Origin of the sequence: Nocardiopsis sp. JB363 (assembly GCF_900143625.1) — a bacterium.
Classification (GTDB): domain Bacteria; phylum Actinomycetota; class Actinomycetes; order Streptosporangiales; family Streptosporangiaceae; genus Nocardiopsis.
The window spans coordinates 18,413-36,350 of sequence record NZ_FRFF01000167.1 but is presented as its reverse complement, the minus strand read 5'-3'; the positions used below and the strand labels follow the sequence as shown (position 1 = coordinate 36,350).

The 17,938-nt window shown below is 70.4% G+C and carries 15 protein-coding genes and 1 tRNA gene; 6 read left to right on the top strand and 10 right to left on the bottom strand.

Going from position 1 to position 17,938, the window contains the following annotated elements; all coding sequences use genetic code 11:
• Positions 1-17: 17 nt before the first annotated feature.
• Entirely contained in the window at positions 18-1,562 is a 1,545-nt protein-coding gene (locus tag BQ8420_RS25315) for a hypothetical protein (RefSeq protein ID WP_087101894.1), read from the bottom strand.
• 207 nt (positions 1,563-1,769) lie between these two features.
• Between BQ8420_RS25315 and BQ8420_RS25310 the strand changes: the two genes are divergently transcribed.
• On the top strand, positions 1,770-3,182 hold the full coding sequence (locus tag BQ8420_RS25310; RefSeq protein WP_087101892.1) for a GH1 family beta-glucosidase: 1,413 nt from the start codon (positions 1,770-1,772) through the stop codon (positions 3,180-3,182).
• Positions 3,183-3,368: 186 nt separating this feature from the next.
• Positions 3,369-3,935: a TetR/AcrR family transcriptional regulator gene (locus BQ8420_RS25305; RefSeq protein ID WP_087102063.1), complete on the top strand. Its 567-nt coding sequence runs from the start codon at positions 3,369-3,371 to the stop codon at positions 3,933-3,935.
• A 52-nt stretch (positions 3,936-3,987) separates the two neighbouring features.
• Here BQ8420_RS25305 and BQ8420_RS25300 read toward each other — a convergent pair whose 3' ends face one another.
• The 4 genes from BQ8420_RS25300 to BQ8420_RS25285 form a co-directional block, all read right to left on the bottom strand.
• On the bottom strand, positions 3,988-4,215 hold the full coding sequence (locus BQ8420_RS25300) for a hypothetical protein (RefSeq protein WP_087101890.1): 228 nt from the start codon (positions 4,213-4,215) through the stop codon (positions 3,988-3,990).
• 159 nt (positions 4,216-4,374) lie between these two features.
• Positions 4,375-6,639 carry a transcriptional regulator gene (locus tag BQ8420_RS25295; RefSeq protein ID WP_087101888.1) on the bottom strand — a complete coding sequence of 755 codons (2,265 nt, stop codon included), beginning with the start codon at positions 6,637-6,639 and terminating at the stop codon, positions 4,375-4,377.
• 1 nt (position 6,640) lies between these two features.
• Positions 6,641-6,712 (bottom strand) — tRNA-Lys (locus tag BQ8420_RS25290).
• Between the two features lie 94 nt (positions 6,713-6,806).
• The gene (locus tag BQ8420_RS25285; RefSeq protein ID WP_160049429.1) at positions 6,807-7,247 is read right to left on the bottom strand and encodes a hypothetical protein; all 441 of its coding nucleotides are present in this window, start codon (positions 7,245-7,247) and stop codon (positions 6,807-6,809) included.
• A gap of 191 nt (positions 7,248-7,438) precedes the next feature.
• Between BQ8420_RS25285 and BQ8420_RS25280 the strand changes: the two genes are divergently transcribed.
• Complete coding sequence (locus tag BQ8420_RS25280) at positions 7,439-9,046, top strand: transposase (protein ID WP_235006484.1); 1,608 nt, start codon at positions 7,439-7,441, stop codon at positions 9,044-9,046.
• Positions 9,047-9,315: 269 nt separating this feature from the next.
• Here the strand turns inward: BQ8420_RS25280 and BQ8420_RS33240 are convergent, their stop codons facing one another.
• Entirely contained in the window at positions 9,316-9,450 is a 135-nt protein-coding gene (locus tag BQ8420_RS33240) for a hypothetical protein (RefSeq protein WP_369825545.1), read from the bottom strand.
• Entirely contained in the window at positions 9,429-10,466 is a 1,038-nt protein-coding gene (locus BQ8420_RS25265) for an MATE family efflux transporter (protein WP_255404905.1), read from the bottom strand. Before BQ8420_RS25265 ends, BQ8420_RS33240 begins: the two co-directional genes overlap by 22 nt.
• A 357-nt stretch (positions 10,467-10,823) precedes the next feature.
• Between BQ8420_RS25265 and BQ8420_RS25260 the strand changes: the two genes are divergently transcribed.
• Complete coding sequence (locus BQ8420_RS25260) at positions 10,824-11,609, top strand: hypothetical protein (RefSeq protein WP_143847565.1); 786 nt, start codon at positions 10,824-10,826, stop codon at positions 11,607-11,609.
• A gap of 251 nt (positions 11,610-11,860) precedes the next feature.
• On the opposite strand, the gene BQ8420_RS25255 is transcribed toward BQ8420_RS25260, so the two are convergent.
• Positions 11,861-12,682 (bottom strand): DNA polymerase beta superfamily protein, encoded by an 822-nt coding sequence (locus BQ8420_RS25255; protein WP_087101883.1) that lies wholly within the window; start codon positions 12,680-12,682, stop codon positions 11,861-11,863.
• A gap of 309 nt (positions 12,683-12,991) precedes the next feature.
• Between BQ8420_RS25255 and BQ8420_RS25250 the strand changes: the two genes are divergently transcribed.
• Positions 12,992-13,795 carry an SAM-dependent methyltransferase gene (locus BQ8420_RS25250; RefSeq protein ID WP_087101881.1) on the top strand — a complete coding sequence of 268 codons (804 nt, stop codon included), beginning with the start codon at positions 12,992-12,994 and terminating at the stop codon, positions 13,793-13,795.
• A 52-nt stretch (positions 13,796-13,847) separates the two neighbouring features.
• Here BQ8420_RS25250 and BQ8420_RS25245 read toward each other — a convergent pair whose 3' ends face one another.
• Positions 13,848-15,038, bottom strand: a complete 1,191-nt coding sequence (locus BQ8420_RS25245; RefSeq protein WP_087101879.1) for a helix-turn-helix domain-containing protein — start codon at positions 15,036-15,038, stop codon at positions 13,848-13,850.
• 196 nt (positions 15,039-15,234) lie between these two features.
• Between BQ8420_RS25245 and BQ8420_RS25240 the strand changes: the two genes are divergently transcribed.
• Positions 15,235-16,503, top strand: a complete 1,269-nt coding sequence (locus BQ8420_RS25240; RefSeq protein ID WP_255404904.1) for a M20 family metallo-hydrolase — start codon at positions 15,235-15,237, stop codon at positions 16,501-16,503.
• Between the two features lie 62 nt (positions 16,504-16,565).
• On the opposite strand, the gene BQ8420_RS25235 is transcribed toward BQ8420_RS25240, so the two are convergent.
• Positions 16,566-17,900 (bottom strand): MFS transporter, encoded by a 1,335-nt coding sequence (locus BQ8420_RS25235; RefSeq protein WP_087101877.1) that lies wholly within the window; start codon positions 17,898-17,900, stop codon positions 16,566-16,568.
• Positions 17,901-17,938 lie beyond the last annotated feature (38 nt).

The window sequence follows — 17,938 nt, the reverse complement described above, 5'->3', positions numbered from 1 at the left end:
GGCCGGGGGAGAGTCCCTCACGGGTTGAGCAGTCGGCGGATCTCCTGGAGGTCCTCCTTCGCCTCGCCCTGGTTCCGCTCGGCCTCGGCCCGGCTGTCGCGCCACTCCCGGACGGCCTTCTCGACCCGCTCGTCCATCCTGCGCAGCTCGTGGGTACGCGCCTGTGCGGCGTCCTCCGTCGCCCGGGAAGCGGAGCGGTAGGCCAGCCCGACGCCGCCCAGTGCGACCAGGGTCAGCAACCACAGGAAACCGTGCATCGTCAGCAGGGACATGATCAGCAGCACGCCGGCGGTGGCCACGGTGATCCACAGCAGGGTGCGGGAGTCGCTGCCCGGGGTGGCCGCGACCTCGGTCCGCTTTCGGGCCTGTTCGAGCTGCCCGCGGTCCGCGCCGGCGGAGGTGATGGTGACGGAGGTGCCCCGAAAGGAGACGCTGGTCCGATCGGGCACCGGTTCGGTGGCCCGGGCCGCCAGCTCCTCGGCGCCCTCCAGCACGGTGGCGCGTTGCAGTACCAGCGCGAAGGTCCGACGGTGCGGGGGCGCCTGTTCGGAGACCAGGTCGCGCTGGAGCAGAGCACCGACCTCCTCGACGCTCTCACCCCAGGAGGGCAGGACGATCTCCTTGCCCGAACCCTCGATCACCGCGCGCAGCCGATTGGCCTCGGTGAGCAGGGGCGCCTCCTCCGGGCTGCCCTCCTCCACCAGAAGGCGCAGGGTCTCGTGGAGGAAGTCGGCGCTGTCCTGGTCGGGGGCCAAGACCTCGGTCGGGGCGTCCTCACCGCTCAGCGTGGTGACGCGGGTGACGCGTTCGCGCACCTCGGCGAGGCGGCGAGCCGCCCCGGACCGCGCGGCGAATCCGTCATCGGACCGCGGGTGGCGACCAGCGGACGAAGGGGTGGAAGAGAACCAGCCTTCCACCTTCGGCGTACGGACGCCCTCGGCCGACCAGTGGCGCAGGGTGGACAGCAGCAGTCGTTCGCGGGCGTCGTCGCCGAGGGAACCGTCGGCGCTCAACAGCCACAGGGCGCGCTGACCACGGGTCGACCGGGTGCCCGGGACCGGAAGGTGGGGGAGGAGGTCGGCGGCCGTGTTCTCTCCCAGCGCCCGGGCGTGCTCGGCACTGGTGAGCGCTGAGGCCAGGGCGCTGAAGCTGCGGGCGCGCTCGGGGTCGATGCCGGCGGCCTCGTCGAAGCGAAGCCGTGCCCGCGCGAGGTCGCCGTTGAGCAGGGCGTGCAGGCCCCGCGCGGCGGGCACGAGCCAGTATCCGGGCACGTCGTCGAGGTCCAGACTCCCCAGGACCGCGCCGTCGATCATCTGGAGGGTGCGGTGACGGGCGATGGCGGCACCGTCGAACATGGTGAGGGTGACGCGCAGGTCGCTGAGCTCGATGAAGGCGTCCAGGGTGGCGGAGACGCGATCCAGTCGTTGTTCCAGACTTCCCCTGAGCCGTCCCAGCTCCGAGCGCATGCGGCTGCGCTCGTGGGCCATCTGTGAGTGTGCGCTGTCCAGGCTCTCCTGGAGGTCACGGATGCGCACGTTCTGCGAGTAGTCGGTCCAACTCATGCCTTCGCCCTTTCTACGGCGCGCGTGCGGGGACAGGGGCGCGCTGATGTTGTGACGGTGTCGGGCGCGACCCGGTTCGACGCGGGAGGTCTCGGCTCGGTAGCCTTTCCGTTGTCACGATGTGTGATGGGACGACCGCACGGTGGTGCTTGATCTTCGGGATCGGGTGGATCACAATTGGGAGCGCTCCCAAAGGAGGGTGATCCCATGTCCGGCCGCTACCCCCAGGCAGACCCAGTGCTTCCCGCCGAACTCCTCTTCGGCACCGCCACCGCCGCCTACCAGGTCGAGGGCGCCGCCGACGAAGGCGGTCGGGGTCCCTCGATCTGGGACACCTACTCTCACACCCCCGGACGCGTCGCCCGAGGCGAGAGCGGCGACGTCGCCTGCGACCATTACCACCGCTACGGCGAGGACGTCGCACTGCTCGCCGAGCTGGGCGTGGACCTGTACCGCTTCTCGGTCTCCTGGTCGCGCGTCCAACCCACCGGCCGGGGACGCCCCAACCCCGAGGGGCTGGCCTTCTACGACCGCCTGGTCGACACCATCCTGGCCGCCGGTATCGAACCCGTGCTCACCCTCTACCACTGGGACCTACCGCAGGCCCTGGAGGACGAGGGCGGCTGGCGGGTCCGTGACACGGCGCACCGCTTCGGCGAGTACACCGCGATCGTCGCCGAACGCCTCGGCGACCGCGTCAACCGGTGGATCACCCTCAACGAACCCTTCTGCTCGGCGTTCGTCGGGCACGCCATCGGACGCCACGCCCCCGGAACGAAGGAGGGCGCGCCCGCCCTGGCCGTCGCCCACCACCTGCTCTTGGCGCACGGCACGGCGGTCGGCGAACTGCGCGCCGCCGACGCGGGAGAGGTCGGTATCACCCTCAACCCCGACCACCTGGTGCCGGCCACCGACTCCGAGGCCGACCGCGCCGCCGTGGAACGGGCCCGCACCCTGCACAACCGCACCTGGTTCGACCCCATCTTCACCGGCGCCTACCCGGACAACGAGAAGGAGGTGTGGGGCGAACTCGCCGACGGCTCCCACCGGGTCGAGGGCGACCTGGAAACGATCGGTCAGCCCCTGGACTTCCTCGGCGTCAACTTCTACCGGCCGATCATGTTGCGCGACGCCCCGCACACCGAGCCCGACCCCGCCCGCCGCACCGCCGTCGACATCGGCGTGGAACAGGTCCCCTACGAGGGAGTCCGGCACACCACCATGGGCTGGCCCGTGGTGCCCGAGAACCTCACCGATCTGCTCGTCGACCTGGATCGCCGCTACCCGGACCTGCCGCCCATCCTCATCACCGAGAACGGGTCGGCCGAACCCGACGCCCCCGACGCCGACGGCCGTGTGCGCGACACCGACCGCGTCGACTACCTGCGCGACCACCTGGCGGCACTGGGCCGCGCCATCGAGGCCGGCGTGGACGTGCGCGGGTACTTCGTGTGGTCGTTGCTGGACAACTTCGAGTGGGCTTACGGCTACGACCGCCGGTTCGGGTTGGTGCGGGTCGACTACGACCTGTTGGAACGTCACCCCAAGGACAGCTTCCACTGGTACCGCGACTACCTGACCGCCCACCGGGCCACGCGCACGCGAGCGGCGGATGCCTGACGGGTACCCCGTTCCACAGGGGTGCCTCGGTGGCCAACGCCGTGTTGGCATCCGATTCGATCTGGGGCAAGCTGGACTCCGTCAATGACGCGAGGGCCGTGGGAGCCCATGACGGACGGATCGGGTATGACGGTGCCGCAGGATTCGAGCCCGGGGACCAGCGGGAGCCTGCGCGCCGCGCAGCGCATGCTCCAGCTGCAGAACAGCCTCGTGGCGTTGCTGCGGACCAAGCCCTTCAGCCAGGTCACCTACAAGGAGATCACCGAGGGCGTCGACATCGACCGCTCCACCGTCTACCGCTACTACAACCACAAGAACCAGGTGCTCCAGGCCGCCGTGGACGTACGCCTGACCGCCTTCTCCTCCCAAGTGGACCTGACGTTCGGGCGGATGGAGTCCATCGACGGCTACATGGGGCGCCTGGTCGACGGCTGGATCGGGCTGTGGCTGGAGTCCGGCGCGCTGCTCGCGGCGGCGTCGGGGATGGGCGCGGAGCCCGGACCCCAACGGACGTGGTGGCGCGAGCGCATCGCACCGTGGATCGAAGCGGTCCGCGAGGCCATCGAGGTCGCCCGTTTCGTGGAGGAGCTGCCCAAGGACGGGCGTCCGGCCGGTCCCCTGGCCGAGATGACGGTGGGCATGTGCCTGTCCACCTTCAACAACGAGCTGACGGTCCAGCACGACTCCGAACACCGCACGATGGTCAGGGACCTGCTGTTGGACGCGATCCTGCGCACCATGGGCCGTCGGTAGGGGCCCGTCGACAGGCCCCTACCGACGGGGGACCGAAGGCAGGGAGTTCGGATCAGGCGCGCTGGCGGGCCACGTTCCCGAAGGCGCCGACGACCGCGCCCAGGGCGAACATGGAGGCCTCGTCCTCGTCCATGTGGACGATGCCGGCCGGGACGCGGACACGGTAGGGCTTCTCCTCGGCCGGGAGGATCTCCAGTCCGTCGATGATCCCCTGCCCCTCCAACATCAGGAGGGCCTCGCCGACCCTCCCTGTGCGGTCTCCTCGCGCCCATATCGACATGCGTCTCACCCTAACTACGGCGCGTGGCCGACGGCGGAGCCGACCTCCCGGTCCGAGGTGGGCGACTGCGTACTCCCCAGTGGTATCACCGGCGGTGCAAGTGCACGTGCATGCTCACGTGTGGATGGCCGGATCCGGCCACCCGTCGGCCTTTCCGGTTCAAGTCGGGCCCTGCGGGGAGCGTAGCGCCCCCGGAGCGATCGCCGGCATCCAGTGCGGCCGGGTCGTCCAGCCCAGGAACACCGTGCCTCCGTCGGAATCGGGGGGCCGTCCCTCCACCACCGCGCGCAGTCCGGCCAACGCCGGGGCCAACCGATCGCGCACGTGGGCCGGCTGCCGCTCGGACAGGTGGGACATCCACTTCAGGCTCGCTCGTTGTTCCTCCAAGGGACACAGGGACAGCAGGAACACCGTCTGTCGCCAGGCGAACGCCGCGTTCTTCACGTGCGCCAGGACGTCGAAGACCTTCGGCAGCGTCTCGACCAGACGCACCGTGTGCAGATGCGCCCGGCGCGCGGCCTCGACCCACCCGTCGGCGGGGCGCGCGCCGGACAGGGTCAGGGCGGCCAGGTTGTGCGTGGTCAGGATCTGGGCCTGCTCGATGATCGTGCCGTTGCCGGGCACCGACCACTCGGGGTCGTGGGCCCGTTCGACGCACAGGGCGGCGAAGCCGGCCGGATCGTGCTTCTCGTCCAAGGCGAGCACCCGGGCGGTGTCGATCCCGTAGTAGCGGGTGTACAGGCCATCGCTCAGCAGTTCCGCAGCCACCTTGGCGGCCCGCACGAACTTGGCGGAGAAGTCGCGCATGAAGATGTCGGCGGCCAGCTCCTCCACGAACCGCACCGGTGAGCCGGCGGTGCCGGCCAGCCCGTTGAGCTCGCGCACCAGCGGATTGGGCGTGATGGTCCCCGGGAACCGGGTCAGCGTCGTCTCACCCAGACGGGTGATGAGGGTTCGGGCCGCGGACCGGCGCAGGTCGTCCGTGGCGTGATGGGGGGCCGCCTCCCGGACCCAAGGCAGCTCCTCCCGCCGCACCTGGGAGGACAGGTTCAGCAACAGCAGGGAACGCCGCGCGGCGAACGCGCGGTGGTGCGCGGCCACCAGGCGGTTCAGGGCCGGATCATCGATCGCGGCGGCCTCGGCGGTGGCGGCCAACGTGGGCACCAGCGAGGCCAGTACCTCGGCGGAGGGGATCAGCCCGCGTTCCACCAGGGTGTCCAACGGAGCGATGACCGCCCGTTCCACTCGTTCCCGCAGAGGCGTCGGGATCGTGGTGACTTCGGGTACGTCGAATTCCCGTGCCTCCGAGGGGGAGAGCGGCGTCAGGACGGACTCGGGGTCGGCCAGCCCGGAGTTGGCGGCGAAGGCGGACAACCGGCCCAGCAGCACGGTCGCGAACGCGTCGTGGGTAGGCGGCGCCGCCTGCGCGGCCTGGGCGTCGCGCAGGGCGGTGTGCTCGGCGGAACCGGGCACGCCCCGCTTGGCCACCATGGAGCCCACCGCGTGCCGGAGCAGCCCGCGTCGGCGCGCTCCCAGCCCCTCCTCGGACAGCGTCTCGCGCAGCGCCGCGAGCAGGATCCCCAGGTTCTCCTCGGGATCACGGTGCTTGGAACACAGGGTGTGCTCGGCGGCCAGCCGCCCGTACTCCTCCAGCAGGTCGGCGCCGCGCGCCTCCCAGCCCTTGGAACGGCGCGAGTCGACCACCCCGTTCTCGACCGTCTCCCACCAGTGCGCCAGGGCCCGGTCGGCGAAGGGGTTCCACACGCGCAGCGCTTCGCGCTGAGCGGTCGGCTGAGGGGCGGGCTCACGGGCGACCCTCTCCAACCCGGCGCGCACATCCGCCACCGACCAACGAAAGACCGAACCCTCGGGCAGGTCCACGACCGGGGCCGGGCGCGGGGTCAGGCACAGGGACGCGCCGAAGGGGTCCAAGGCGCTCAGCAGCCGCAGGGCGGCGGCGGTGTCCCCGGCCCGCAGCAGCCACACCACGGTGAGCAGCGCGGCCTGTTCGGGCTGGTCGAGTGCGTAGCCGCCGCTGTCGAGCAGCGCGCTCAGGTGGGACAGCCCGGTCTCGGTCAGGTGGTGGGAGTACAGCGAACCGCGGTCGGCCCGCAGGCCGTGCCGTTCGATGAGTTCGATTTCGTGCGGGCGCAGCGGGCCACCGGCGGCGGCCGCGCCGGTGGCGAAACCACCGTGGACGACCTCGGGGGTGACCCACGGGGGCAGGTCCCGGACGGGGGTGCGCGACCCGATGGTCAGGGTGCCGTCGCCCATGCCGCCCAGGACGCGCAACCAGGACGTGGCACGCCGCTCGGCGGCCCGGCGTACATCCGGGTCGTCGTGGGAGGCGGCGGTGGTCAGCGCCTTGGCGAGTCGACTCGCGGGGTAGGCCGGGCCCACGTGGACGGGAGGTCGGTGTTCCATGCCGGTGCGGCGGGTTCCGCCCCCGCGCCCTCCCGGATAAGAGCCGGGCGCTCTGCTGCTGAGCTACACACCGTGGCGCCCCGTGGCGGCGGGGCCTGTTCGCACACTAGCGCCCGCGTGGCGGGCGCGAAAGACCTTATCCGAGGCTTGTGCGACCGCACAGGTGTTCAGGAGTGCGCGGAACGCGCGACCTCCGGCCCGGCCGGTCCCGGGACCTCGGTGACGGGCGCGAGCCAGAGCCCGGTGAGGGCGTCGGTGAGCCCGACGGCGGTGCGGTTCCAGGAGTCCGGGCGTGTGTCCGTCCCCTCGCTCAGCGCACGCTCGCGCCGCGCCAACGTCAAGAGCATGAGTTGCCGCGCCATGTCCTGGCGTTCGGCGCGGACCTCGTCGGGAAGGTCGGGCAGGCACGCGCGCAGCGCTTCCCCCGCTCGGACGAGGGAGGAACAGTCGAGGGCCTCTCGGCTCACGAGCTCGCGCAGGGAGAGGTCGCTCATCACCTGGACGGTGAACCTCGCGTACCAGGAGGGCGTGCCCAGATCGGCGAGGTGCCGGGCGAGGGGTTTCGTCTGTTCGTGTGCGCGGTCACATCGGTGTGCGTGAACGTTCATGAGCGAACACCTCGAACCACTTCACCGACGAGACGGTTCGGCACCGGTCCGCCCCCTGACCGGGCAGAGGAGTTTCCCGGTTCGCGGGACACCCACCCTCGGAGGTGGCTAGCGTGGTGTTCGAAAACGGGGATCGAACACGGTCAAGGGCAGGGGGTGGCAAGCCAGTGGTGGGCACCGACCAGCGAGGTTTGCGACCGATCGCCGGCCCCTACCTGGTTCCGGGGCCCACCGGTGTGGCCGTGCGCACCCGCCTCAAACACCTGACCGCCCAGGACGAGAAGGTGTTGCGGCTGGTCGGCGCACACTTGGGGTCGCTGGCCTCCGCCGACCTCAAGGCCCGCTGTGCTGATGGCCTGGACCACGACAGCGCGAGGTGGGCGGCGCGTAAGCGGGCGTTGACGCCGGAGTCGTCTTCGCGGTGGGCGGGGTCGATCACCAAGGCCACCCACGACCAGTGGGCGCTGGCCCGGCGTGGCCAGGTGGCGCACCTGCGCTCCCTTCAAGCGGGGATCGCGACGATCCGGCACCGGCTGTCGTTGCCGGTCGGCGCCAAGGGCACCAAGAAGAAGCCCGGCGGCTATCGGTCCCGGCAGGAGTGGCACGCCAAGTCCCGACGTCTGGCCAGCCTTCAAGACCGGTTGGCCACGGTGCGGGCTGACTTCGAGGCCGGCCTGGTGCGCGTGGTGCGCGGCGGTAAACATCTGGCCCGCAACCGCCACCACCTGGACGCCACGGGTGTGGACCGATCTCAGTGGCGTGAGCGGTGGGAAACGGCCCGCTGGTTCCTTCAGGCTGATGGGGAATCGGGGAAGCGGTTCGGTAACGAGACGATCCGCATCACCCCTGACGGTGAGGTGTCGATCAAACTCCCGGCGCCACTCAAGGAATGGGCGAACGCCCCGAACGGCCGATATGTGCTCTCGGGAACGGCCGCCTTCGCACACCGAGGCCAGGAGTGGGCCGAGCGGGTGGCGGAGAACCGGGCGGTGGCCTACCGAGTGCACCTGGACGCGGAACGGCGGCGTTGGTACCTGACCGCCTCATGGCAGATCGCGGCGCCACCGCAGGTCCCTCTTCGGGCCGCCCTGGCCCCAGGGGTGATCGGAGTGGACACCAACGCCGACCACCTGGCCGCCTGGCGCCTGGACACCCATGGCAACCCCATCGGTGACCCGCGCCGGTTCGACTACCAGTTGTCCGGCAGCGCTACCCACCGCGATGCCCAGGTCAGGCATGCCCTGACCCGGTTGTTGCGCTGGGCGCAAAGCTGTGGTGTGCGAGCGATCGCGGTCGAGGACCTGGACTTCACCGACTCCAAGAGTCGGGAGAAGCACGGCCGCAGGAAGCGGTTCCGGCAGCTCATCTCCGGGATGCCCACCGGCAAACTGCGTGCCCGGCTCCTGTCGATGTGCGCCGAGACCGGTATCGGTGTGATCGCCGTTGATCCCGCCTACACCTCCAGATGGGGCGCCCAGCACTGGCACAAGCCACTGACCGGTAGGAAACGTAGGACTTCCCGACACGCCGCCGCTGCGGTGGCGATCGGTAGGCGCGCTCTGGGGCACGCGATCCGGCGTCGGATGGCACCGCCCCCGCATCACCGGAGTGATGGTGCGGGGCATCGGACCATCCAGGCCGAATCACGTAGCCCGGGGCGTGAGGAAGACCGCCCTCGCGCATCCGGACCACGGACACGATCCGATGGAGCTGGACACGGACGGAACGCGGTGGACCAGAACGCCCAAGACCGTTCGGGGCGCTCGGCCGAGCATGCGCAACTCATGCTCAGTCTCTAGGAACGGTCTGTCTGGCCCTGCCGATGGTGGCGGCCAGTGTGCTGCTGGTCTTCCTGCTGGCCCACCCGCTGCTGGGCGTTTTCACCCCCGACCCTCGGGTGCAGGACCTGGTGATCGGCCACCACCACGACGCTGTACACGTTCGCGATCTGCTTCGGGGCGTTGGCCCTGGTGGCCTTCCCCATCGCGGCCGCCGGCGGGCTGGCCTGGCTCTGGGCCGCCTATGCGGTGGCTTCCCTAGGCCTTGTCCAGGATCCAGAGTCAAGGCCCTACCACTTCGGCTCCAAGGCCGGTATGGTGCGCGCGATCGCGCGCAAGCACACCGAGGAGATCGAGGAGATCCGCCTTCGGATGGTGGCGAGCGTCGACGACTCCACCGAGGTCAGGGACTGGGTCTCCTGCATGGTGGAGCCCCGGCCAGCAGGGAACGGCGTACCTCTCGGTACCCGTGTCGGTCGGCGTCGGAGGCGGCCCGGGCCATGAACGGTACGGTCGCCTGCCCCACCGCCGTGGCCGGCAGGAACACGAACGTGGCCAGGGTGACCATGATCTGGTGCGCGGCGGCGTCGGCCACTCCGGTGGTCGCCGCGGCCACCGCCAGCAGGCCCAGCACACCGAACTTGATCAGCATGGTGGCCCCCATGGGCAGCCCGACCCGGGCCATCCGCCACACGGTGGTCCAGACGGGCCGGCCCAGGCCGACCCGGCGCCCGGCCAGAACGGTGCGGCGACGCAACAGCAGGTGTGCGGTGGTCAGGGCCGCGACGGCGTTGACGAACATGGCGACGCCCGCGCCGGTCATGCCCAGGGCGGGCAGCGGACCGGGGCCCAGGACCAGCGTCGGGATGAGCACGATCGAGGAACCGGTGTTGACCAGGCCCACCCACAGGGCCTCCTTGGAGCGGCCCAGGGCGATCAGCAACGTGGTGGCCGAGGTCTGGAACGAGACGACCACCAGGGTGAGGGCCATCAGGTAGGGGAAGGGTCCGAAAGCGGCGACGGTCGCCTCGGGAACGCCGATGAGCGTGGACAGGACGGGGACGGCGGTCACCGCCAAGCCGCCCAGGGCTCCGGCGCACAGGGCCAGCCACATCGCGTCGCGGAAGGTGGTTTCGAGCGTTCCGGGGTCGTCACCGCTCGGGGCGACGAACGGCATGGTGCCGCGTAGCGCGCCTTGGACGACCATGACGGCCGGGTTGAACACGGCGACGGTCATCGCGTAGGCGGCCAGGGAGGCGGTGCCGGCGTGGCCCAGGACGGCGGCGGTGACCAGGGTGCCGACCACGCCGGCGATCATCGACAGATACAGCGGGAACGTCTTGGCCGCGATGTCCCTGCTCAGTGCGGAGAAGGGGCGAGGGGCGACGTTCTCCTGGGCCGGCGTGCCGGGGGAACCATGGTCATCGGGCGAGGGGGACATGGTCTGCTTTCGTGCTCGACGAATGGACGCCAAGCTACCAAGGGGCAAATCGGGCAATCTACGTCATAAAGGTGCCGCTTCAGGGGTCCGAATCGACCACCGGATCGGGTTCCGTAGGCTGTTCTCGCGCCGAAGGCGCGCGAAGGGTCGGTGTGGGGCACCGTGGACGGGTGTCCCGTGCCGGCCCCCTCGTCCGTTACGGGTGTGAAGTACGGGTCGTGTGGCTTTTCCCCTTGTGCGTGCGTACCCGTGGGTGTTGCATGTTCTCTGATTCAGCGGCCGAGGCCCCGGCACGCACCGCGTGATGCGCGCCCGAGGAAGCGGCCGGGTCACCACGTGGCGGAGGAGCGCGCACGCATGGCAGAGGGACTCTGGCGGTGCGGCATGTGCGCCGCCCACAACGAACCGTCCAAGCACACGTGCATGGTGTGCGACACGGTGCGTGAAGTGGGCACGCGTGGGGAATCCGGTGAGGGTGACCTGCTCGCCCCTGTCGAGAGCACGGCCTTCTCCCCGGAGGAGGCGCCACCGATACGGGTGATGGAAACACCGCGACGTACCGATCCGAGCGGAGTGTTCGCCCCGACGGGGGTCCGCCCGGGCGGGGATGGACCGGCCGGGGACGGGTCGGAGGCCGCGGGCACCGAACCGGAACCGGCGGCCGAGTCCCACCGTCGACGGTCGAAAGGGGGCCTGCCGCGGTGGCCGCAGGGCACGGTGCGCGCCCTGACGCTGGCGGTGGTCGGTGCGGGGGTGCTGCTTTCGGTGTGGGTCCTGCCCAGGGTGGCCGGGGAGGACGCGGCCGGGACGCCGCGGACACCCGCCGTCGAGGAGTTCTGTCCGGACCGGGTCTCGGAACTGATGCCGGGGGAGGGGCCGGGTTCGTTGGAGGCGGCCTACGAGACCGAACGGCACCGGATCGTGCTGTGCTCGAACAGCGTGGGGGAACTGTTCTACTTCGGGGAGTTCCTGCACGGCGACGGCGAGGCGATGGTGGTGCCCGCCGAACACACCGACGAGGGCTACGTGGCGGAGTCCGGGCAGACCCGGTACGAGGTCGTCGGGGACGAGGTGGTGATCACCGGCTCGGACGGGCAGGAGATGGCACGCCTGGCCCTGGAGACGGTGGAGAACCCGAGGTAGGGCGCGGTGCGGCGGGTGCGTTCTCGGCCGCACCCGCCGACGCGGTGCTATCGGGTCTTCACGACGGCCGCGAGGAGACCGGAGATGATCATCATCGACAGGCTGATGATCATGAGCACGAATCCGATGGTTCCGACCATGGTGTTTCCTTCACTTGTCGTCCTCCGGGTGCCGAGGGCCGTGTCCCCGGCACCGGCACACCGGGCCACCCGGAGTTTCGGGCGCGGCATGTACCTCTTCGGTGATTCAGCCTATCCCGCCGGCTCGTGGGTGCCGCGTCGGGTGCCCCTCCGACCAGCGTGGTCCTCGTCCCAGTGGCGTCGGTAGGTGTCCGAGAGCCACTGGTCGGCCCATTCGATGTCGGGTGACTCGGGCAGGGGCGAGGCGCGGCACAGGTCGGCGAGTCGTTCCTCCAGCGCGCCGGTGCGGTCCAGGGCCTGTGCCCGGGTGTACTCGCCGCGGCGCAGGGCGAGCAGCCAGGAGCGGTCGGGTTCGGGCATGGGCAGGGTGATACGGCCGGTGGAGAGGAGTTCGACGCCCTGAACGCCGAGCCGGACCATGTGGTAGGCGTACTTGGTGTCGAAGCCGTGCCGTTCGACGAGTTCGGGACGGTTGGTGTGCTTGCCGCCGCGGACCCCGTCCATCCGCTCGCGTTGGGCGCGCAGGTAACCGAGGAAGCGTTCGCCCGCCTTGCGGGAGAGGAAGCGGTGGGCGTTGGCGCGCAGGTCGTGGCCGATGTCGGTGATGGTGACGATCTCGCTCTCGGGGACGAACAGCGGCAGCAGCACGGTGGGGTTGCCGTCCAGGGCCAGACGTGTCCACTTGCGCAGGGAGTAGACGGTCAGGTCCAGGTCGTCGTGGCCGGAGCGGGTGTGCTCGGGGCTGCTGCGGTGGATGTACTGCTCGAAGGAGCGCAGACCGATGACGTATTCGGGCGGTTCGAGGCAGATGCCCATCTCATCGCGGTCGGCGCTGCCCGGCAGATCGAGGCCATGGACGCGGGAACCGACCTGACAGCGCAGCACGGTGCCTTGTTCGGCGATGCGCGCGTGTTCCTCGCCGGAGTGCTTCACCCGGGCCTCCCGGTTCGGTGGGTCGTGGTGTCACCGCAACCTATCGTTCGGCCCGACGCGGTCACGAACGGTTTTCCGTGCCGGCCGGCGGCGATGGTCGACGGTCTGGGATCGGATCTGCTCACCGGATGTGTGTCGCCGGAAGTGGCTGTGACAGCGGTCGATCACCAATTGTCACGACTTGCCTGAAACATCCGTTTTCTCGGTATGGAAGGGGTTTTGGTACTTGTGCGACGGGTGGGAGATCCGTTTACTGGTGCCGTACCCCGTCCGGCGTCCGCCGGAGACCGCAGTGGAAAGAGCAGGACCGTGCCCCCCGAGATCCCCGAAGCGAAGATCGACACCACCATCCCGCACAACGCCCGTATCTGGAACTACTGGTTGGGCGGTAAGGACAACTACCCGGTCGACCAGGAGATGGGCGAGCAGATCCGCTCCTTCTTCCCCGAGATCGTCGACAACGCGATCGCCGATCGAGCCTTCCTGGTGCGCACTGTCACCCACCTGGTCCAGGAAGAGGGGATCCGGCAGTTCCTGGACATCGGCACCGGGCTGCCCACCCACAACAACACCCACGAGGTCGCCCAATCGGCGGCCTCGGACGCCCGGGTGGTGTACACCGACAACGACCCGCTGGTGCTCGCGCACGCCCGGGCCCTGCTGGTCGGTACCGAAGAGGGGGCCACCGACTACGTCGACGCCGACCTGCGCGACCCCGAGGCGATCCTGAAAGCCGCGTCGCGGACCCTGGACCTGTCGCGTCCGGTGGCCCTGATGCTGCTCGGCGTGGTCAACTTCATCGGCGACGACGCCGAGGTGCGCTCCATCCTGGACCGGCTGATCGAGGCCCTGGCCCCCGGTAGCTTCCTCGTGGTGTCCCACCCCACCGACGACATCGACCAGGAGCGGGCCCACCAGGTGGCCGAGGCCTGGAACGAGAGGGGCACCCCCAAGCTGACCATCCGGACGGCGGCGGGCATCGAGGCGCTCTTCGACGGCCTGGAGCTGCTGGAGCCGGGTGTGGTGTCCTGCTCGCTGTGGCGCCCGGACCCCACCGAGGTGGGGGACACGCGCCCGGTCGCCGAATACGGCGGTGTCGCCCGCAAGAACTAGGAACGGTCGGTCTCCAAGGCCTCCGCCTCGCCCTCTTCGTCGCCCACCACCCTCAACGGGCGGCCTGGCGGCCGACGGTGCTCGCCGTGTTCGTCGCTCGTCGGTGCGGTGTGGGGGCGCGGTCGGCGAAAAGCACGAGGGCCAGGGCGGCCTGGGCCGGGATGGTCAGGTCCAGGCCGCTCACCTCGCGGAAGTGCTGGAGGCGGTTGACCACCGTGTTGCGGTGGCAGTACAGCGAAGCGGCCGTGGCCTTCACCGAGCCGGTGGTCGTGTAGTGGGCCAACGTCTCCAGCAGACGGGCACGGGCGTCGGGGTCCAACGCCTCCACGCGTTCCACCGCCCGTCGGCCGAAACCCGGCACCAGGGCCTCCACACGGTCGCGCGCCAGGGCGGGCCACACGTCCTCGGGGGTCACCGGCGCCTCCCCGGGGCGGGCGTAGCGGGCCAGGACGCGCGCGGCCTCGATGGCGGCGGGCACCTCCGCCAGGCCCCGGGTGTCGTGGACGCGGGCACCGACCACGTCCTGGGACAGCGCGGGCGGGCGCGTGCGCCCCGGTTCGCGCACCAAAGCCACACCGTCGTTGAACTCCCAGGTCAGGCAGCCGCCGCGGGAGAGCGCACGGGTGTCGATGGGGCGTTCGCCTTCCGGTGGCGTCACCACGAAGGTCACCTCCACAACCCCGTCCAGGGGCAGTCCCAACACCGAGGCGACCTCCCCGGCCACCTCGGAAGTGTGCTCCCCGGCGCTCAACAACCGGGCGAAGGCCTGCGCGGCGGCCGCGCGCGAGTCCCGCTCCAGCACGGTGCGCTCCTCCAGGAACGCGGCCTGGACGTCGCTGATGAACTGTTCGACCGCCTCCAGTACCTCCTCCACGTGCAGGACCAGCACGGGCGCGGAGTCGTCGCCACCGGCGCGCACCAACCCGGCCCACAGCACCCGGAAGTCCATACGCACCGCTTCGAGAAGGTCATCGCGGGCCACACCCTGGCGGGCCCGTCGCACGCCCAACCGAGTGGACAGGCCGCGCAGGTGCGCGGGCACCGGAAGCCCGGCGATCCGGCGGGTGAGCAGGTCGAAGGTCTCCACGGCGGTCTGACGCAGGTCGTCGGCGGGGATGACGCCGTCGTCGTAGTGGCCCAGTTCCCGCAGCCGGTGGAGGAAGTCCTCGACGAGGTCGTCGCGGTCGCGGGCCAACAGTTCGAGGGTCCCGGGCCAGGAGCGGGGTCCCTGTGCTGCGGCCATACCGTGTCCTTGCTGCTCGTCGTGGTCACCCACCCCGATGGTGTCACGCCCCGAGGCGCGTGCTGGTCATGTGCACAGTGGACGGAGGAAAACGTGGGTGGATGTCGCTTGAGCCCGGCCGGTGGGCATGCCCACGATGGACGGGGTCCGTCCACACTCGTGCGGGCCACCGTTCTCACCCGGGAGGTCCGACCCCTTGAACAGCGACGACACACGTTTTCTGGCCGACTTCGAAGCCATGGGCACCTTCGGCGCCACCCCCGCGGGCGGGGTGGACCGGCAGGCCGCCACCGAACCCGACCTGGCCCAGCGCGGCTGGTTGAGGGACCTGTTGACCGACCACGGGATGCGGGTGGTCCACGACCGTATCGGCAACCAGTTCGGTCTGGTCGAACGAGTCCCCGGCGCCCCCTACGTGGTGGTCGGCTCGCACATGGACTCTCAGCCCACGGCCGGGCGGTTCGATGGGGCCTACGGTGTGCTCGCCGCGCTGCACGCCGTCTCTCGCGCCGCCCGCGCCGACACCGCCGAGGGGGCGGACCCGGCGTACAACCTGGCGGTGGTCAACTGGTTCAACGAGGAGGGCTCCCGGTTCCCTCCGTCCATGATGGGCAGTGCGGTGTACACCGGACGACTTCCGTTGGAGACGGCGCTCGCGGTGCGAGACCGGGCCGGGGTGTCGGTGGCCGAGGCCCTGGCCGGCACCGGTTTCCTGGGCGAGGGAGAGGGACCCGAAGCGGCGTTCTGCGCCGAGATCCACGTCGAGCAGGGGCGGGTGCTGGAGGAGTCCGGGGCCACGATCGGTCTGGTGGAGGCCACCTGGGCGGCCCGCAAGTACCGGGTCGTGGTGAGCGGGGAGCAGGCGCACTCGGGCGCGGCGGTGATGGCCGACCGTCGTGACGCCCTGCTGGGAGCCTCGATGTTGGTGGTGGCCGCCCGTGATCTGGCCGACCGGTTCCCGGGCGTGCTGCACACGGCCGTGGGCAGCATGGACGTGTACCCGAACTCGCCGGTGGTGGTGGCCTCGCGCGCCGAACTGCTGTTGGATCTGCGTTCCAACGACGAGGAGGTGCTGGCCGAGGCCGACCGGCTGCTTCGCGAACACGTGACCCGGGTGGAGGAGTCGGCGTCGGTGTCGGTGGAGCTGGAGCAGTCCCACGCCTGGGGGGTCGATCCCTTCCAGCCCGAGGGGGTGGAGTTGGCCCGGGCCGGGGCCGAGAAACTGGGGCTGAGCCACCGGAGGGTGCGGACCGTGGCCGGGCACGACTCGGTCAACATGAAGAACCGGGTGCCCACGGTGATGCTGTTCGTACCGTCGGTGGAGGGGATCTCCCACAACGAGGCGGAGTACACCACCGACGCCGACCTGGTGTCCGGGCTGGATGTGCTCACCGAGGTGGTGCGTCGGCTGGGGAGGGGCGAGCTGCCCTCGACCGGGGTCCACGATCCCGCCGCACGAGACTGAACCCACGAACGGGCCCCGACCGGAGAAGTCCCCCGGTCGGGGCCCCGTTCGTCTCCGAGAGGTCAGCGCACCACGACCTCGTCGCGCACACGCAGCCGTTCTCCGTACAGGCCGCCCAGCGCGGTGATCAGGGCGATCCCGGCCAAGAGCAGGGCCGCCACCCAGGAGCCGCCATCGGTCCCCTCCAACAACGCGGTGGCGATGAAGGGCAGGAAACCGCTGAGCGCACCGGCGAAGTTGTAGGCCAGCGCAACGCCGCTGTAGCGCAGATGGGCGGGGAACAATTCGGTGAGCAGCGCTCCGGAGACCGCGTAGGCGATGGACAGCACCGCCACCCCGGCGGCCACTGCCGTGACGACCAGGAGGGGGGATCGGGTGTCGATGAGCCAGAACACCGGGAAGGCGACGAGCGCGGTGGCCAGTCCGCCCCACAGGGTGACACGGCCTGGGCCCAGACGTTCGGCCATGCGTCCGAAGATGAGGATGATCGCGATCTGGACGACCGCGGCGACCAGGGTGGCGTTGACCATCAGCTCACGCGGTAGCCCCAGGGTGCCGGTGCCGTAGCTGATGGCGAACGTGGTCATGATGTAGAAACCGCCCACGCCCAGCAGGGCCGAGGCGATGGCCACCAGCAGGCGGCCCCAGGCGTGGCGGAAGACGTCCAGTGCGGGGACCTTGGAGCGTTCCTGCTGCTTCTCCATTTCCTCGAAGACGGGGGACTCCTCCACCTTGCGGCGGATGTAGACGGCGACGAGCAGCAGTGGGAAGGCGGCCAGGAAGGGCAGGCGCCAGCCCCAGGAGTCGAACTGTTCCGGCGGCAGCGTCAGCACCAGGGCGAACGCCCCGGAGGAGAGCAGGGTGCCCACGGGGGAGCCGATCTGCGGCAGGGCGGCGTAGCGTCCACGCTTCTCGGGTGGGGCGTGTTCGACGGCGATGGTGACGGCACCGCCCCATTCGCCTCCGACGGCGACGCCCTGCACCAGACGCAGCAGGGCCAACAGCAGGGGCGCGGCGAGGCCGATGGAGGCGTAGTCGGGCAGTAGGCCGATGAGGCCGGTGGCGGTGCCGATGGCGACGACGGTGAGCAATAGGGCGGGTTTGCGGCCGATGCGGTCGCCCATCCAGCCGAACACGACGGCGCCCAGGGGACGTGCGACGAAGCCCACGCCGAAGGTGGCGAAGGCCGCCAGGGTGGCCGCGGTCGCGTTCAACGTCGTGAAGTACAGGCGGTTGAAGACCAGGGCGGCGGCGGTGCCGAAGAGGAAGTAGTCGTACCACTCCAGGGCGGTGCCGACGAAGGCGGCGAAGGCGATCTTGCCCGCTTCGCGTTCCTTGACCACCGCCGAACCGGTCGGCTCCGGTTCCTGGGCGGCCTCTGTGTCGAGGTCACGCATGGGTGGGGTCCTCTCCAATCGGAAGGTCCGTGCCGAGC

Coding starts and splice junctions, on each gene's coding strand:
- BQ8420_RS25315 (WP_087101894.1), bottom strand. CDS start 1,562: ATGAGTTGGACCGACTACTCGCAGAACGTGCGCATCCGTGACCTCCAG.
- BQ8420_RS25310 (WP_087101892.1), top strand. CDS start 1,770: ATGTCCGGCCGCTACCCCCAGGCAGACCCAGTGCTTCCCGCCGAACTC.
- BQ8420_RS25305 (WP_087102063.1), top strand. CDS start 3,369: ATGCTCCAGCTGCAGAACAGCCTCGTGGCGTTGCTGCGGACCAAGCCC.
- BQ8420_RS25300 (WP_087101890.1), bottom strand. CDS start 4,215: ATGTCGATATGGGCGCGAGGAGACCGCACAGGGAGGGTCGGCGAGGCC.
- BQ8420_RS25295 (WP_087101888.1), bottom strand. CDS start 6,639: ATGGAACACCGACCTCCCGTCCACGTGGGCCCGGCCTACCCCGCGAGT.
- BQ8420_RS25285 (WP_160049429.1), bottom strand. CDS start 7,247: ATGAACGTTCACGCACACCGATGTGACCGCGCACACGAACAGACGAAA.
- BQ8420_RS33240 (WP_369825545.1), bottom strand. CDS start 9,450: ATGCAGGAGACCCAGTCCCTGACCTCGGTGGAGTCGTCGACGCTCGCC.
- BQ8420_RS25265 (WP_255404905.1), bottom strand. CDS start 10,466: ATGTCCCCCTCGCCCGATGACCATGGTTCCCCCGGCACGCCGGCCCAG.
- BQ8420_RS25260 (WP_143847565.1), top strand. CDS start 10,824: ATGGCAGAGGGACTCTGGCGGTGCGGCATGTGCGCCGCCCACAACGAA.
- BQ8420_RS25245 (WP_087101879.1), bottom strand. CDS start 15,038: ATGGCCGCAGCACAGGGACCCCGCTCCTGGCCCGGGACCCTCGAACTG.
- BQ8420_RS25235 (WP_087101877.1), bottom strand. CDS start 17,900: ATGCGTGACCTCGACACAGAGGCCGCCCAGGAACCGGAGCCGACCGGT.